We start from the raw sequence: 16,172 nt of genomic DNA on the forward strand, positions 1-16,172 counted from the left end.
GACTGATGCAGAAGCATTCACGGGACTTATCCACCAGACACACCGGAAAATCAGGGTCGCTTCAGCCGACGGAGCTTATGACACCAGACGGTGCCACGACGAACTGCGGCGTAAGAAAATCAAAGCACTTATCCCGCCGCGAACCCGAGCGGGTTACTGGTCGGCTGAGTATGCCGACAGAAATCAGGCGGTTGCCCGGCAACGGCTCACGGGAAGCAATGCGTACTGGAAATGGCACACGGCTTACAACCGACGTTCGGTGGCTGAAACGGCAATGTACCGTGTCAAACAGCTGTTTGGTGGGCATCTTACGTTGCGGGATCATGATGCGCAGGTTGGGGAGGCTATGGCCATGATCCGCGCATTAAACAAAATGACGCGTGCAGGCATGCCAGAAAGCGTACGGATTGCCTGAGAAAGTCAGCGACGAGGGGAGCTTTTATCTAAATCCGATTTATTCAACAAAGCCGCCTTTAGGTGACGCATAGGTGGTGATCGTAATGTACATGACAGATAAGTGATGATCCAACGAAGGGGTCAGTTTGGATATCGAAAATTATTGTACGTTAAGGTGGTTTTTTGTACCTCTGAGCTGTGGTGGAGCACAGGCAGCTTTGAGCGATCAGCAGACATTAGCCTAACACTGACATAATCAGTTTGTTGGAAGATATCTAAAAGTGATTGGTTAGGATTACAGGGATACTTAGCTGACGTAGTTAACATCCTGTTGCATTAATAAATAGTGTGCACGTCAGATCATATTGGTAATGTCGATTGGCCACCAAACGAACCAGAAGAAAAGTTTTGGTGATATCGATACTAACAACTCTGATCATTTTCATGTGATGTTTCTCCCAGATTAATGTAGTCAGCAAAAGTATTGCATTGGCTACTTTAGCAAGGGCGTCCACTGCATAACTACACTCTTGAACGGGCAAGAAAATTGGTTAAACCGTCGCTGAAATACAAAACGCCCGATGCAGTTCATCAGGCATTTTACAGGCTGGTAAGTGCCAACCTATATCAGGGCTGGTCATGCCGATTGTGCAGGAATAATTCTATTCCCCGGTTTGAACATTTAGCGGGCTTCGACGAGGTTCACAATTCTGCTTTGCTTAACCAATTAAAATTGCACGTATATCATTAACATTCGTCAATGTTGGCCCCGTTTTAATAAGGTCATTGATTCCTGCGAAGAAAGTGTAGCTGTCGTGTTCAGCCAGCATATTTTTCCCGCTTAGACCTCTTTCAATTGCACGGGCAAGCGTGCTCGGGCTGACAAACGCACCGGCCGCATCCTCTGTTCCGTCGATTCCATCACTATCTCCGGCGAGAGCCCAAATATGTTCTTCACCTGCCAATGCATTCGCAAGGCTCAGCAGGAACTCAGTATTTCGGCCACCCTGCTTCGCAACGCCTGACCCAATTGTGACCGTCGTTTCACCACCGGACAGCAATACCGCAGGTGCCGTTACAGGTTGTCCGTGATATTTAACAGAACGCGCTATTCCAGCCATCACAATGCCCAGTTGCGCACTTTCACCTTCAAGTGCATCGCCGAGAATGATAGGTGTAATCCCCATCCGACGCGCAACTTCAGCTGCGGAATGTAGCGCTTTGGCCGGTGTCGCAATCATCCGCACATCAGTCTCAATGTCCCTTTCACTCACGGCATAGCGTTCTTCTCTCAGCACATGCGCCACAGACTCCGGCAATTCCATGGAATAGCGTCTTAGAATATCTAAAGCCTGCTCATAGGTGCTCTGATCGGGTACCGTTGGTCCAGAGGCAATATACTCAGGCTGGTCGCCTGGAACATCACTGATAACTAAGGTTACAACCTTCGCGGGAAGCGCGGCATATGCCAGCCTTCCCCCTTTAATATCAGACAAATGCTTCCGTACGGTGTTCATTTCCTGAATGGTGGCACCGCTTCGTAATAACGCTTTGTTGACAGCCTGTTTTTCGGACAGCGTAATACCATTACGCGGCAACGCCATCAAAGCAGAGCCACCACCTGAAATTAGGGCGATCACCAAATCATCTGACGTCAGATTTTTTACAGCGTCCAGGATAAGCATCGAAGCCACTTCACTCATCGAATCAGAAACAGGATGTGCGGCTTCTATAATACGAATGTGTTGCGTTGCTACGGCATGCCCATAACGGGTGACAACCACACCAGAAATCGGCACATCTGACCATGCCGATTCCAGTGCTGCTGCCATTGCGCCGGAAGCCTTACCGGCCCCCACCACAATGCATCGCCCCTTGGGTGGTTCTGGCAACGCAGCAGATAAATTCACATGAGGATCTGCACTTCTCACCGCAGCATTGAACATCTCAAGCAATGCACCTCGTGCCTTTTCGTCATTCCACGTTGCCATCTTCATCCTCTGTGCCTCAAGCTTTCATAATGGCAGAGATAACCGCGTCGGTAACATCTTGTGTTGTCGCTTTCCCACCCACGTCCGGCGTTTTAATACCGGCAGCACAAACTTCCTCTACTGCCTGCATCAGACGTTGTGAAGCTTCGTGTTCACCCAGATGATCCAGCATTTGTGCAGCAGTCCAGAAAGTTGCGACCGGGTTGGCAATACCTTTACCGGTGATATCAAATGCAGAACCGTGAATTGGCTCGAACATTGACGGGAAGCGGCGTTCAGGATCGATATTGGCTGTAGGCGCAACACCCAGGCTGCCCGCTAACGCGCCGGCGAGATCGGACAAAATGTCAGCATGCAGATTTGTAGCAACAATGGTATCAAGGGTTTTTGGATGCAATGTCATGCGATGCGTCATGGCATCAACCAACATTTTGTCCCACACCACATCTGGGAACTCTTTCGCCACTTCAGCCGCGATTTCATCCCACATCACCATACCGTGACGCTGAGCATTGGATTTCGTCACAACGGTGAGTAGTTTACGCGGACGTGACTGCGCAAGTTTGAAGGCGTAGCGCATGATGCGGGTAACCCCGACGCGGGTGAAGATTGAGACTTCGGTGCCCACTTCTTCCGGTAATCCGCGATGTGCACGGCCACCAATACCAGAATACTCACCTTCTGAGTTTTCACGAACAATCACCCAGTCGAGATCACCCGGGCCAGCATTCCGCAGAGGAGACTCAATACCCGGAAGAATTCTAGTCGGACGGACGTTTGCATACTGATCAAAGCCCTGGCAGATTGGAAGGCGCAAACCCCATAAAGTGATATGGTCCGGAACGTCCGGCGCACCTACGGCACCAAAATAAATCGCATCAAAATTTTTCAGTGTTTCCAGGCCGTTCTCCGGCATCATCACACCATTTTTTTTATAATAATCAGAACCCCAGTCAAAATGCTCAATCTGGAAAGTGACATCGCCCAATTTTTTTTGCAGGGTTTCTAAAACACTTACGCCTGCGGCAATCACTTCAGTACCAATACCATCAGCAGGAATAGCCGCAATTTTGTAGTTACGCATGGTAAGACTCCTAAGTCTGATTGTTTTGTGTATTTGAAACAAGTTATATTTTGACAAAAAAATGTTGTGCCATCCGTCGGTACTATTATTAAATCTCTGTCACAGTTTCGGTGGGTGTCATTAATAACTCATAGAGGACTACTATCATTATCCATAAAAAGTAATTAGTATCATCAGCATCGGTTTATACAAAAAAATGATATAATCTTTGGGGGGAATTTATGGAACTTACACAGCTTCGATGCTTCATTACCGTCGCAGATGAACTGCATTTCGGGCATGCCTCGCAGAAGCTGGAGATGCATCCGTCTGCACTCGGGCGTTATATCAAATTGCTCGAAGCCAGCCTCGGCACAAGGTTGTTGTCTCGTTCCACCCGCAACGTGGCCCTGACCGCTCACGGAGCACTATTCCTTAAAGAAGCACGAGAAATTGTCTTGAGAGCCGATCAACTCCAGCTACGTTTTCAGAAACTTGCCCGGCAGAATTCCGGACGTTTACGTATTGGTGCCATCGACAGTGCTGCAATCAGTTTAATCCCTCTGCTCCTGTATATATTCCGTGAAAAATGGCCAGACGTTGAAGTTCAAATAATGGAAGACAAAACATCAAAACTGTTACCCAAGCTGAAATCAGGACGTCTGGATTTAATATTTATTCGTCCACCGGAAAAAATGGATAGTGAACTTGAAAATAAATTCCTGTTTTATGAAGATGTCGTTCTGGCAATATATGAACAACATCCTCTTGCGCAGAAGAATGAAATACATGCTGACGATCTTATTAACATTCCAATGATCGTTCCTGAAAGAAAAGTCCGCCCCCACAGCTATGATTTAACTATGGATTTATTTAATGATGTTGATTTTAAGCCACAGTTAATAAAAATTTCTGATGAAAAGCAGACCATTATTAATATGGTTGCCGCCGAATTGGGGGCTGCTATTATGCCGCGCTGGGTCAGTCGTATGTCGGTCCCGAGTGTGAAGTTCATTCCACTGGCGAAAGAATACGTCAGCATAAGAAAAAAATTACCGATTTCTGCTGTCTGGGTTAAGGATTCCCGTGATGAAACTCGCGATAACATGATGGTCATCGTCATGCAGGAACTTGAACGTATCTCAAGGCAATATTAAAAAAAGCGCCTTCATGATGGCGCCTTATCATCCTCCAGTTACTCCCTCTTTGACTGACACAACACGATTTTAGTCATCCCTTCATAAGCAACATGAGGACATCTTTGTAACTTATGTATCAATATTTGAAGTATTTCACAAATATAAGTGATATCACTCAATCTTATTTTTTAACTTTAAATAGGCTTTAGGTTAAAAACATGCTGCCGATCTCATTTTAATATCCATATTTTTGATCCGTGTTGTACTTTTCATAGGAAACGGCACTCTACAGTCAGTATTGCATTTTTTTATATAATCACAGTGGGATGATCCTGTCATTGGCCCAGCGCATATTTGATGCCACACCCTGCATCTAAATGTAAGTGTGACATAACGCAAGTTATTATTAATTAATAATACTGGAAGGTATGCCATGACTAACTCAATAGAACTATCTGCCCTCAAAAAAATAACATGGAGAATAATGCCATATGTAATGCTGGTTTATTTTATTGGCTTTTTTGACAGGATTAATATTGGTTTTGCTGCGATGACGATGAATCAGGAACTTGGCTTTTCTGATGCCGTCTTTGGTCTTGGCGCAGGACTGTTTTTCCTTGGTTATTTCTTAACTGATGTCCCATCAAATATTATTCTGCAAAAAGTTGGACCACGCATCTGGTTAGCAAGAATCCTGTTGAGTTGGTCAGTCATTACGTACTTTATGATGAATGTCGAAACGGCTACGGAATTTTATGTTCTCCGGTTCTTGTTGGGGGTTGCTGAAGCAGGCTCCTTTTCAGGGATTATCCTTTATCTCAGCACCTGGTTCCCTATTAAACGTCGTGCACAAATGATTGCCGTATTTATGGCCGCGGCGCCATTATCTGCAGTGTTGGGTTCACCTTTAGCGGGAACCATTTTAACTCTGGATGGCGCATTTGGATATAAAGGCTGGCAGTTAATGTTCCTTTTCTGCACCATAGCAGCCGGTGTAGTCGGTATATTTACATTGTTCTATGTGAATGATCGTCCAGAAAAAAATAAATGGCTGACTGAACCGGAAACGAAATGGCTGGTAGATACTCTAGCTGCAGAAAAACAAAACCAAAATACAACCGTTAAGACGAGCATCTGGAAAGGGTTGACAGATATTCGTGTGCTGACGCTGGCCGTTGTCTATTTTGGAACATCAGCCGGCTTGTATTCTCTTAATATCTGGTCACCACAATTTATTAAAACCTTTGGCCTAAGCATGATGCAAGTTGGATTAGTTAATGCCATTCCACCTGCATTTGCTGCGATTGCTATGATTCTTTGGGCCAGACATTCTGATAAAACCAAAGAAAGAACCTGGCATGTTGTGGGTGCTTGCTCCCTGGCGTGTGTTGGGTTTGTATTAGCTGGAGTTGCTCACTCATTCCCTCTCGCTATTTTAGCATTGGTCATGGCAAATATGGGTATCTCTTCTTGCAAGCCACCGCTGTGGAGTATCCCATCACTATTTCTTTCTGGCCCAGCGGCAGCCGCAGGGCTTGGGGCAATAAATGCAATCGGTAATTTGGGTGGGTTTGTTGGCCCAGCAATGATCGGTTGGCTGAAAGAAACAACAGGTGACTTCAGTTACGCGCTTTATTTCATAGCTGGAATGCTGGTTATTTCCGCGCTACTGACACTGTCCATTGAATTCAAGCGACGTAAATTAGAAAATAATGCCTGTTAATAACGTGGTTAATTTAATTTATTAAAAGGAGTTTCATTGTGAACGATCAGAAAGATATATTCCTGTTACAGGATGTCATGGCCCGGTTCACTGGTTATATCGGAAAACGTTTGCCGACTGACGTCATTAAAAAACTGGAAGAACTGCGCGCTAATGAAGACGCCGAACTGGCTAAAGTTGTGTATGAATCCATGGCAGAAAACCAGAAAAGAGCGGATGAATTAGATCGTCCCTGCTGCCAGGATACGGGCGTTATCCAGTATTTCATTACCACGGGTGCTAATTTCCCTTACCTGGGGAAACTGGAGGAAGTGTTAAAAAACGCCACGCTGGAGGCCACCAAAAGAGCACCTTTGCGCCATAACGCAGTGGAAACCTTTATCGAAAAAAATACCGGCACCAACACTGGCTCGCGGATCCCGTGGCTCGACTGGGAAATTATTCCCGATGACGACCACTGCACCATCGAAGTGTATATGGCCGGTGGGGGTTGTTCATTACCCGGTGCTGCCAAGGTACTGATGCCAGGCCAGGGATACGAAGGCGTAAACCAGTTTGTGTTTGACGTGATCACCTCTTATGGGGTCAATGCGTGCCCGCCGTTGCTGGTTGGTGTGGGCGTTTCAACCTCCGTCGAAACGGCTGCGCGTCTGTCCAAAAAAGCCATTTTACGCCCGGTGGATTCACAGCACCCGAATCCGGATGCGGCAAAAATGGAAAGGTTGCTGGAAGATGGGCTGAACAAGGTTGGACTGGGTCCACAGGGTCTGGGCGGGAATGCGTCGGTGATGGGGGTCAATATTGAGTCCTCGGCTCGCCATCCTTCCACCATCGGTGTCGCCGTGTCGACGGGCTGCTGGGCACACCGTCGTGGCGCAATCCGTTTTGCTGCTGATCTCTCCTATGAAATTCTGTCCCACGAGGGTGTTGTACTATGAAAAAGATCCTGACCACGCCAATCAAAGATGAAGATTTACTGTCACTCAGAACCGGTGATGTGGTGTATCTGACCGGGACATTAGTGACCTGTCGCGACGTTGCTCACCGTCGTCTGATTGAACTGGGACGTGAACTCCCTGTTGACCTGAAAGGGCTGGCGATTTTCCATGCCGGACCTATCGTGGTGGAAAAGGGTGAAAATGAATTTGAAATGATCTCGATTGGTCCGACAACCAGTATGCGCATGGAGAAGTTTGAAAAAGAGTTCATCGAGCAAACTGGCGTGAAACTGATTGTCGGGAAAGGCGGTATGGGACCGAATACCGAGGAAGGATGTCGCCGTTTTAAAGCTGTGCATGCCATCTTCCCTGGCGGCTGTGGTGTTCTGGCGGCAACCTGTGTCGAAAAAATAGAAGATGCCCAATGGCGTGATCTGGGGATGCCAGAAACGTTATGGGTCACCCGGGTAAAAGAGTTCGGGCCGCTGATTATTTCCATTGATACCGAGGGGAATAATTTGATTGAAGAGAATAAGAAAGTCTACAACACCCGTAAAGTTTCTATTATCGAAGAAATAAATCAGCAGATTAAATTCATCAAATAATCATGGCAGCAAACGTGTTGTTACAGGAATAAATTATGAAGTTATTAAGTTTCATCAATCCGCGTTCCGGTAAAAAAACCTGGGGAGATGTTGAAGGCAACCAGGTTTATGATTTTGGCAAACGCCTGTCTGCCTATTTCCCTGATTTGAAATCAGCAATTGCCGGTAATGCACTGAATGAACTGACACATATGAAAAAAGGGGAACCGGATTTCCATGTGAGTGAAATTCGTTTTCTTCCGGTGATTGAAAACCCGAGCAAGATATTCTGTGTCGGCATGAATTACATGGAAAAGCGCGTTGAGTTTGAGCAGACTATTGATGCCCCAACGTTGTTTATTCGTTTCCCTGATTCACTCTGTGCCCATGGTGAAGCGCTCTATAAACCCGAGAGTAGTAATGAATTTGATTATGAAGGTGAGCTGGCCGTGGTGATTGGCAAGCGTACTGACAACGTCACACGGGAAGAGGCTTTGCAGCACGTTGCCGGCTACAGCTGTTTTATGGATGGCTCGGTTCGCGACATGCAATATTCCTGGTTCACGTCCGGTAAAAACTGGCGCAACACGGGTGCGTTTGGGCCGTGGATGGTGACGAGTGATGAAATTACCGATCCGCAGGATTTGGAAATTGGTACCTGGCTGAACGGAAATCGTGTGCAGAATGATTCTACTCACAGCATGGTAAATACTGTTGCTAAATTAATTGAATATATTTCCCGTTTTAGTCCGCTGGAAGCCGGTGATGTCATTATTACGGGTTCACCTGGTGGGGTTGGGAAAAAACGCACCCCGCCATTATTTATGAAAGAAGGCGATTTGATTGAAGTGGAAATTGGAAAAATAGGCCGTCTGGTAAACCGGGTTTCTGCTCACTCAGTGATCGGTCATTATTAAAATATAAAGCGCCGCTGCGGTGGCGCTTATTTTAATGCTGCTGAAAACAATCAAGGTACAATCCTATGCTAGAAGAAAACAATCAGCAACGTCCTCTCTATATTCCCCACGCCGGACCTGTTTTGCTGGAAATTCCGTTGCTCAACAAAGGCAGTGCCTTCACCAGTGAGGAGCGCAGCAGCTTCAACCTTAAAGGTCTTCTGCCCCAGAATATCGAATCCATTGAAGAGCAGGTCGAGCGCGCCTACCGTCAGTTCAGGGTCTTTGGTAACGACCTGAACAAACATATCTACCTGCGCAACATCCAGGATACTAACGAGACTCTGTTTTACCGATTAATAAACAGCCACCTGACTGAGATGATGCCGATTATTTATACTCCGACGGTGGGTAAGGCCTGTGAGGAGTTCTCCAATATTTACCGCCGAGCCCGCGGTCTGTTTATCTCCTATCCGGACAAGGATCGGATTGATGACATGCTGCAAAATGCCACCAAGCAGAACGTCAAGGTTATCGTGCTCACCGATGGCGAGCGGATCCTGGGTCTGGGTGACCAGGGGATCGGTGGTATGGGTATTCCCATTGGCAAACTGTCACTCTACACCGCCTGTGGCGGTATCTCGCCAGCCTACTGTCTGCCGGTGGTGCTGGACGTGGGCACAAACAACCAGCAGTTGCTCGATGATCCCTTCTACATGGGGTGGCGCCATCCGCGCATCAGTGGCGAACAGTATGATGAGTTTGTCGATGCCTTCATCCAGGTCGCCAAACGCCGCTGGCCTAATATCCTGTTGCAGTTCGAAGACTTTGCCCAGGGTAATGCGATGCCGCTGCTCAATCGCTACAAAGACGAGCTGTGCTGTTTCAACGATGATATTCAGGGCACTGCCGCGGTAGCGTTAGGTAGCCTGCTTGCCGCCTGCAAAGCCTCCGGAACCCGGATTTCCGAAAAGCGCGTCGCCTTCCTTGGCGCGGGCAGTGCGGGTTGTGGCATCGCCGAACAGATAGTGGCACAGATGAAAGCGGAAGGGTTGACGGATGCACAGGCGCGTAGCCGGGTCTTCATGGTCGACAGATGCGGCCTCATCACCGACAAGCACCCGAACCAGCTCGACTTCCAGCGCAAACTCTCTCAGCCGCTGGAGCGGATCAGAGAATGGCCGGTGGAGGGCAACATCTCTCTGCTGGAGGTGATGGAGCATGGTCGCCCGGATATCCTGATCGGCGTCTCTGGCCAGCCGGGATTATTTAGCGAAGAGGTGGTGAAGACTATGCACAAGCACTGTGCCCGGCCTATCATCTTCCCGCTCTCTAACCCCACCTCGCGGGTGGAAGCGACTCCTGCGGATCTCATTCGCTGGACTGATGGCCAGGTGTTGGTGGCGACCGGCAGCCCGTTTGCACCGGTGGAATACAAGGGCAAGCGCTATGTCATCGCCCAGTGCAACAACTCTTACATTTTCCCGGGGATAGGGCTGGGCGTCATCGCCTCTGGTGCCAGACGGGTAACCGATGCCATGCTGATGTCAGCCAGTCGAGCCCTGGCGGAGTGCTCACCGCTGGTTAACGGGGAAGACGGCGCGCTGTTGCCGGATCTGGCAGGGATCCATCAGGTTTCTCGCCATATCGCCAGAATGGTGGCCAAGTGCGCCATGTCGCAGGGTCTGGCAGCAAAGCTCTCAGATGAAGTGCTCAACAAATCCATTGAGGCGAACTTCTGGCAACCGGAATACCGACACTATCGTCGCACTTCGTTCTAAGGTGTAGCACTGCGACATAACGTAAAAAGTGGAGTGGCCTAAAGATGCCTAACACCTCATCAGAAATATGATGTCTGCAACTGATGAGGTGGATGTGCACAGAATGGGGAACCTTTTCCCGGGTATCAGGTTGTTCCAGAAGTTAGTTGAGCACCGTCGCCATTTTCTGAATGCCAAAGAAGGCCCCGCTGTTGCATACACAGTGGAGCTGATCTGCTCCCCATTTAACGTACCGTGTTGTTAGCCATGTCCGCTTTTGGCACGCAGCGGACTTTCCTTACATAGATGATGCGTCAGGCTGCTAATCACAAAAGTTGTTACAGCGCGAACTATTACGCCATGACTGCAAATAAACACCGTTATTCCAGCCTTTCAGGCAGTTTCATTATTTTTATGAAGCGCTTGTATCCGGCAAACCTGTGAAGCACTGTAGCCTATAGCATCCGCCGTTTCCCGGATACTCAGTTTCTTTACCTGCCGGTAGTACAGGACTTTCTGATGCCGTTCCTGATCGGCCTGCTTACCCCGGTACTTTCCAATTGTATGAGCCCGTTCGATTCCCTGTTTTTGCCGCTGGCGGCGGCTCAGCCAGTCCTTATGTGACATTGCGGCCATCAGATCGATAAGCATGTTATTGATGGCGGTTATCACGGCGCGGGTGATCGGGTCGGCCTGCGAAGGGGCCTTATCTGACAGTGCCTGCCATGATGTGGGCACATCAAGACTGACAATTCGCAGCTCATGTTGTTCTATCTGTTTTTTTAGCGTCATCCAGTCGCTGTTGCTGAGACGTGTAAGACGGTCTATCTGCTCGACCAGTAAAATATCATTGTGGTGACTGTCCATCAGTAAGCGTCCCAGTTCCGGGCGCTCAAGTTTTGTACCACTGATATTTTCCCGGTAGTAGCTGGCGATTTTATGCCCTCGTTCCTGGACGAACTGCTCCAGCATCTCTTTTGCCCGATCGGCGAACTGATCTTCCGTCGATGCTCTTAAATAAGCTCTGATGAACATTTTTTCACCGCATTATCGCATTTAGGTTATTGCATTTAATCTATCGCATTTAGGTTATCTCATTCATTGTGTGCCGTCACGTTTTGGTTATGGCTTCAGGGTGTACCCTATTGCTATAAGTAAGCCTGCTCAAAAAACAGGCTTGCCGTACAATAATTTTCGATATCCAAACTGACCCCTTTCTCTACATTTTCTGTTGAAGTATTCGCATTACTCCAGGCGGGAAACTATATATGGGCTTTGACGTCTGTACTTATTCACGTCATTGGCTCCCTCATCATGACGGCTTTAGGTTTTTTTATCATAACCACATTATTAGCATGAGAATTCACTTACATAATAGGTTCATCAACTAATGTGACGCTTAGCGTAAAATTTCGTCCCTTTGACCTCAATCCCTTCGACTTAGTATTGCGTTTCATTAGCACTTAGTCTCCATGACGACTGTAAACGCATTACCTAACATATCAATATAAACAATGAATTAACCTCTTGGCGTGGTTTTTTACATCACTGGCCCTCAAACCCCAATAATTTCCGATCTCCAAACTGCCCCCCTCAATCAGCGGTTGCAGAATAGATACTGGTTTTTCAGTCGGGTGGCGGCGGTTGCCACTGATCGCTAAGGTTTGGCGTCGCTTCTAGAGCGCTGCTTGGCGACGGTTCGAAGGATGCCTACCAAGTTTTGGACGGTAGCTGACTTCTCACGTGGTCGGTGCACCAGTGCAATGGTCGTCCTAAGCACCTTGTGCTTGATTTTCTGATAGGTCACACCGGTCGCATGTATTTGTCGAATGGACTCGGGGATCAGCGTCACACCGAAGCCGGCCGCAACCATGTTCACGGTCGAGGAAATCTGCGGAGATTCCATCTCGATCTGCGGTGAGAAACCCGCAATGCGGCAAGCACTGATAATCGAGTCATACAGGTCAGGGCCTATGTGGCGAGGAAAGAGAATAAGCGGATCGCGCGACAGTTGCGCCAGTTCAATGCTTCTCAAACGGCCCAGGCGATGACCCGATGGCAGGACCGCGACCATTTCCTCCTCAACCAGAGAAACGGTGTCGAGGTCCCGACAATTCAATGGGAGCCTAACCAAAGCGCAATCGACCTTGCCATCCATGACTGTTTCGAGAAGCGTTGTGCTATTGCTCTCTTCGGACTTGATCGAAACGCCCGGATAACCCTGGCGAAATTGACGCATGACCGTAGCCACCAAGGGATGAAAGACCGTCGATCCGGCAAAGCCTATGGACAAACTGCCACTTTCGCCTCTGGCAGCCTTCTTCACCTGTGCTAGTGCACGGTCGGCATCTTCAAGTATGCGTCTCGCGCTCTCCCTGAAGATGGTGCCAGCCTCAGTCAGCTCTACCCGTCTCGGATAACGGAAAAAGAGCTTGGTGCCGATTTCTCGCTCAAGCTTGATGATCTGTTGGCTTAGGGGAGGCTGGGCGATGCCGAGTCGCTCTGCTGCGATGGTGAAATGCAGATGCTCGGCCACGGCCAAAAAATACCGCAACTGGCGAAACTCCATGGTATGTCCTCCGGTTCAAGGTGCGTGCGGGCGAAAGCCCAAGACTCCAGATCAGCCATCTGAGCATGGCGGCTTCAGTACCTGCACCGTATGCGCGTGTACGGAAACGAGGCCGAGCGGCGCACGCCGTCATCTTGGGCACGCCTGCACCCAAATGGAGGGAGAGCGCACGGCTACGACCAGCATACCTCGACCAACTTGTTTTCGATATGTTTCTCGTCTTGAAAACGTGTCTATGAAGTATTGGATCGAATCGCGACATGCTCCTAAGCTGACAACATCATCAACAAAGGGCGGTTTTTCTCGTAGGCCAACCAGAGCAGATCCTTGATCTCTGTGCCCTTCGTTTGACGCCCTTAAACAAATAAGGAGTCTCTCGTGTCCTCAATGCTTGAATGGCCCACGGCCGCTTCGGTCCAACCGGCTGGTGACCGCAGCCTTCTCGTCTCCAACTTGACGGCCATCGTCGGCCGAAAAAACGTTTTGACCGATGAAGCCGCGACGAAACGCTATCGAACGGGATTCAGATTTGGCACCGGCAAGGCTCTGGCAGTCGTCAGGCCCGGGTCACTTGTCGAACAATGGCATGTACTGAAGGCCTGCATCAATGCCAACGTGATCGTTATCTCGCAAGCGTCCAACACGGGACTAACGGGTGGTTCAACGCCCGACGGTAACGACTATGACCGCGACATCGTCATCGTCAGCACCATTCGCATGAAAAAGGTCTATCTGATCGAGGGTGGTACGCAGGTTGTCTGCCTACCGGGTGCGACGCTCGATCAGCTTGAGCAAAAGTTATTGCCCATTGGGCGGGAACCGCATTCTGTCATCGGCTCCAGTTGCATCGGCGCCTCAGTATTTGGCGGGGTATGCAACAACTCGGGGGGCGCGCTGGTTCAGCGCGGCCCGGCGTATACGCAGATGTCGGTATTCGCACGCGTCGATGACGAGGGACATTTACACCTGGTCAATCATCTCGGAATCCGTCTGACTGGGTCGGAGGAGGACATCCTGGGACACCTCGACAGCGGTGATTTCTCTGACTCTGACGTCGTTCACGACGCTGGAGCAGGGTCAGATCACAACTATGTCCAGCATGTCCGCGAGATCGACGAGGACACGCCGGCCCGCTTCAATGCGGACCCTGGACGGCTGTACGAGTCCTCCGGATCCGCCGGCAAAGTCATGGTGTTTGCAGTGCGCCTGGACACATTCCCGATCGAGAAGAACCCCCAGGTATTCTATATCGGTACAAACAAGACCGACGAGCTGACCGATATCAGGCGGCAAGTACTCGGCAAATTCAAGCATATGCCGATCTCTGGCGAATACATGCATCGCGATGCGTTCGAGATTGCTGAGAAGTATGGGAAAGATACCTTTCTTATGATCCATTACCTCGGCACGGCGAGATTGCCAAAGCTGTTTGCGCTGAAGGCCCGATTCGATGCTATTTTTGACCGAATCCCCTTTCTGCCAGCGCACCTGACCGATCGCTTCATGCAGGCAGCAAGTCACCTGTTCCCGAATCATCTGCCGGCGCGCATGAAAGACTTCCACGAGAAGTTCGAACATCACTTGCTACTCAAAGTCTCGGCGGAGGGCACGGACGAGGCCCGAAGCTTTCTCAAGGACTACTTCTCCACGGCGACCGGTAGCTTCTTCGAATGTACGCCCGAAGAAGGCGACAAAGCTTTCCTGCATCGTTTCGCGGCAGCCGGCGCAGCCAACCGCTACCGTGCGGTACACGCCCGGACCGTGGAGAACATTCTCGCCCTGGATATCGCATTGCCACGCAACAAACGGGACTGGTTCGAGAAGCTGCCGCGGGAGATCGAGACGCCAATCATCCTCAAGCTCTATTACGGCCACTTCCTCTGTCACGTGTTCCACCAGGACTACATCGTGAAGAAGGGCAACGACTGCATGGCGATCGAGCACAAGATGTGGAAGTTGCTGGATCAGCGCGGTGCCGAATACCCAGCTGAACACAATGTCGGACATCTGTATTACGCCAAGCCCGCCCTGCGCAATCACTATCAAGGGCTGGACCCCTGCAACTGCTTCAACCCCGGTATCGGCCACACGTCGAAGTTCACTAACTATCGCTAGCCTGAGGCCGACACGCCAGCAGTACGGGTTGCTCCGAAGCCAGCGGCGCCATGACCGTCGGACCATGAATGGCTTGTAGGCGCTCTAGCACCTGCTTGGGAAGACGGCTTCTAAGGGAGCCGCACACATACACACGAAAAGTAACTCAGCTCAGCTATCGCTCATGCCGATGGTTGCTGGACCCTTGTCGCCAATTTTTGGGTCTCCCAGGCTCGCGGAGTGAAGACATGCCACGCCTCGTTGCAGATACTCCAGTTTCCCTGAAGTCCGCATTAGAGGGGGCCGCTTGGAAAACGGTATCTATGGTCACTCCCGTTTTTGCAACACCGATTTTGACGATAAATTGGCTTGCTTGAATCTATCCGGCGTCTGAATGGGATTTTATTCCCGCGCCTCGATGAGTTCCGCGCCTGATGAACCTCCAGAAAATATACGGCTTCAATGAGCCTTTCCGTTTTACAGGTTCCTCAACAGGCCGGTGGGCCGTTAGTATCATCAATATCAGTATTCGCAAAACCAGATCAGTGATTCTTTAAACCGGTGTATTTCTGCCGTTATGCTACATAAGTTTGCTGTCGTGCCGTTAGGGCCCAGGCTATTCTGGCCAGCTTGTTTGCCAGAGCACAAGTGACGACAAAGTTGCTTTTCCTACACAGTAGATCCCTGACCCAATCGGCCAATTTGCCAGACTGGTGTTCCAGTTTTTGTATGAATACCCTGGCACATTGAACCAACAAAGTTCGGATCTTTTTGTTACCTCGCTTACTAATTCCCAGCAATGTCGTCCGACCTCCCGTGCTGTACTGTCGAGGCACTAGCCCTGTTGCCGCCGCAAAGTCACGACTGCTGGCGTACTGCTTCCCGTCGCCAATCTCAGTTGAAATAGTACTCGCTGTCAGTGTTCCGACGCAGGGAATGCTCAGCAAGCGCTGTCCAATCTCATCTTCGTCCAACTTTCGTTTCAACTGGGATTCCAAATCTTTAATCTGCTCAACAAG

The 16,172-nt window shown here is 49.5% G+C and carries 12 protein-coding genes and 2 pseudogenes; 9 read left to right on the forward strand and 5 right to left on the reverse strand.

Translation table 11 applies throughout. From position 1 onward, the window contains the following. The coding region (locus tag UC14_RS23160) for a transposase (protein WP_157962147.1) at nucleotides 1-415 on the forward strand (415 nt) is incomplete at its 5' end. 700 nt (nucleotides 416-1,115) lie between these two features. Here UC14_RS23160 and UC14_RS23165 read toward each other — a convergent pair. Together UC14_RS23165 and UC14_RS23170 are read right to left on the reverse strand one after the other, a co-directional pair. After that, nucleotides 1,116-2,387, reverse strand: coding sequence for a glycerate kinase (locus tag UC14_RS23165; protein ID WP_064407409.1), 1,272 nt, complete (start codon nucleotides 2,385-2,387; stop codon nucleotides 1,116-1,118). A 16-nt stretch (nucleotides 2,388-2,403) separates the two neighbouring features. Next, nucleotides 2,404-3,471 (reverse strand): tartrate dehydrogenase, encoded by a 1,068-nt coding sequence (locus UC14_RS23170; protein ID WP_064407402.1) that lies wholly within the window; start codon nucleotides 3,469-3,471, stop codon nucleotides 2,404-2,406. Between the two features lie 221 nt (nucleotides 3,472-3,692). Between UC14_RS23170 and UC14_RS23175 the strand changes: the two genes are divergently transcribed. The 6 genes from UC14_RS23175 (at nucleotide 3,693) to UC14_RS23200 (ending at nucleotide 10,511) form a co-directional block, all read left to right on the forward strand. Further along, complete coding sequence (locus UC14_RS23175) at nucleotides 3,693-4,607, forward strand: LysR family transcriptional regulator (protein ID WP_112198514.1); 915 nt, start codon at nucleotides 3,693-3,695, stop codon at nucleotides 4,605-4,607. A gap of 415 nt (nucleotides 4,608-5,022) precedes the next feature. Continuing rightward, nucleotides 5,023-6,312, forward strand: a complete 1,290-nt coding sequence (locus tag UC14_RS23180) for an MFS transporter (RefSeq protein WP_112198515.1) — start codon at nucleotides 5,023-5,025, stop codon at nucleotides 6,310-6,312. A 38-nt stretch (nucleotides 6,313-6,350) separates the two neighbouring features. After that, nucleotides 6,351-7,250: a L(+)-tartrate dehydratase subunit alpha gene (gene ttdA / locus UC14_RS23185; RefSeq protein ID WP_112198516.1), complete on the forward strand. Its 900-nt coding sequence runs from the start codon at nucleotides 6,351-6,353 to the stop codon at nucleotides 7,248-7,250. Then, nucleotides 7,247-7,855 (forward strand): L(+)-tartrate dehydratase subunit beta, encoded by a 609-nt coding sequence (gene ttdB, locus UC14_RS23190; RefSeq protein ID WP_112198517.1) that lies wholly within the window; start codon nucleotides 7,247-7,249, stop codon nucleotides 7,853-7,855. The genes ttdA and ttdB overlap by 4 nt, the downstream gene beginning before the upstream one ends. Before the next feature lie 35 nt (nucleotides 7,856-7,890). Then, a complete protein-coding gene (locus tag UC14_RS23195) occupies nucleotides 7,891-8,751 on the forward strand; it encodes a fumarylacetoacetate hydrolase family protein (RefSeq protein WP_112198518.1) in 861 nt (286 codons plus the stop codon). A 65-nt stretch (nucleotides 8,752-8,816) separates the two neighbouring features. Further along, nucleotides 8,817-10,511 (forward strand): NAD-dependent malic enzyme, encoded by a 1,695-nt coding sequence (locus UC14_RS23200; protein WP_064407398.1) that lies wholly within the window; start codon nucleotides 8,817-8,819, stop codon nucleotides 10,509-10,511. Nucleotides 10,512-10,883: 372 nt separating this feature from the next. On the opposite strand, the gene UC14_RS23205 is transcribed toward UC14_RS23200, so the two are convergent. Further along, nucleotides 10,884-11,525 (reverse strand): recombinase family protein, encoded by a 642-nt coding sequence (locus UC14_RS23205; protein WP_112198519.1) that lies wholly within the window; start codon nucleotides 11,523-11,525, stop codon nucleotides 10,884-10,886. A 171-nt stretch (nucleotides 11,526-11,696) separates the two neighbouring features. On the opposite strand from UC14_RS23205, the pseudogene UC14_RS27190 reads away from it, so the two are divergent. After that, nucleotides 11,697-11,849 (forward strand): annotated as a pseudogene (locus tag UC14_RS27190) (CrcB family protein); the annotation flags it as partial. A 298-nt stretch (nucleotides 11,850-12,147) separates the two neighbouring features. Here the strand turns inward: UC14_RS27190 and UC14_RS23215 are convergent. Further along, nucleotides 12,148-13,059, reverse strand: coding sequence for a LysR family transcriptional regulator (locus UC14_RS23215; RefSeq protein ID WP_112198520.1), 912 nt, complete (start codon nucleotides 13,057-13,059; stop codon nucleotides 12,148-12,150). A 387-nt stretch (nucleotides 13,060-13,446) separates the two neighbouring features. On the opposite strand from UC14_RS23215, the gene dld reads away from it, so the two are divergent. Beyond that, the gene (dld, locus tag UC14_RS23220) at nucleotides 13,447-15,174 is read left to right on the forward strand and encodes a D-lactate dehydrogenase (protein WP_112198521.1); all 1,728 of its coding nucleotides are present in this window, start codon (nucleotides 13,447-13,449) and stop codon (nucleotides 15,172-15,174) included. A 554-nt stretch (nucleotides 15,175-15,728) separates the two neighbouring features. On the opposite strand, the pseudogene UC14_RS23225 reads toward dld, so the two are convergent. Then, nucleotides 15,729-16,172, reverse strand: a pseudogene (locus UC14_RS23225) (IS110-like element IS4321 family transposase); the annotation flags it as partial.

It is taken from the genome of Rahnella sp. NRRL B-41462 (assembly GCF_003263525.1).
GTDB lineage: Bacteria > Pseudomonadota > Gammaproteobacteria > Enterobacterales > Enterobacteriaceae > Rahnella > Rahnella aceris.

Bases quoted from the DNA above. Each gene is read 5' to 3' on its own strand.
- UC14_RS23175 (WP_112198514.1), top strand. From the start codon at position 3,693: ATGGAACTTACACAGCTTCGATGCTTCATTACCGTCGCAGATGAACTG.
- UC14_RS23165 (WP_064407409.1), bottom strand. From the start codon at position 2,387: ATGGCAACGTGGAATGACGAAAAGGCACGAGGTGCATTGCTTGAGATG.
- dld (WP_112198521.1), top strand. From the start codon at position 13,447: ATGCTTGAATGGCCCACGGCCGCTTCGGTCCAACCGGCTGGTGACCGC.
- ttdB (WP_112198517.1), top strand. From the start codon at position 7,247: ATGAAAAAGATCCTGACCACGCCAATCAAAGATGAAGATTTACTGTCA.
- UC14_RS23195 (WP_112198518.1), top strand. From the start codon at position 7,891: ATGAAGTTATTAAGTTTCATCAATCCGCGTTCCGGTAAAAAAACCTGG.
- UC14_RS23215 (WP_112198520.1), bottom strand. From the start codon at position 13,059: ATGGAGTTTCGCCAGTTGCGGTATTTTTTGGCCGTGGCCGAGCATCTG.
- UC14_RS23205 (WP_112198519.1), bottom strand. From the start codon at position 11,525: ATGTTCATCAGAGCTTATTTAAGAGCATCGACGGAAGATCAGTTCGCC.
- UC14_RS23200 (WP_064407398.1), top strand. From the start codon at position 8,817: ATGCTAGAAGAAAACAATCAGCAACGTCCTCTCTATATTCCCCACGCC.
- UC14_RS23180 (WP_112198515.1), top strand. From the start codon at position 5,023: ATGACTAACTCAATAGAACTATCTGCCCTCAAAAAAATAACATGGAGA.
- UC14_RS23170 (WP_064407402.1), bottom strand. From the start codon at position 3,471: ATGCGTAACTACAAAATTGCGGCTATTCCTGCTGATGGTATTGGTACT.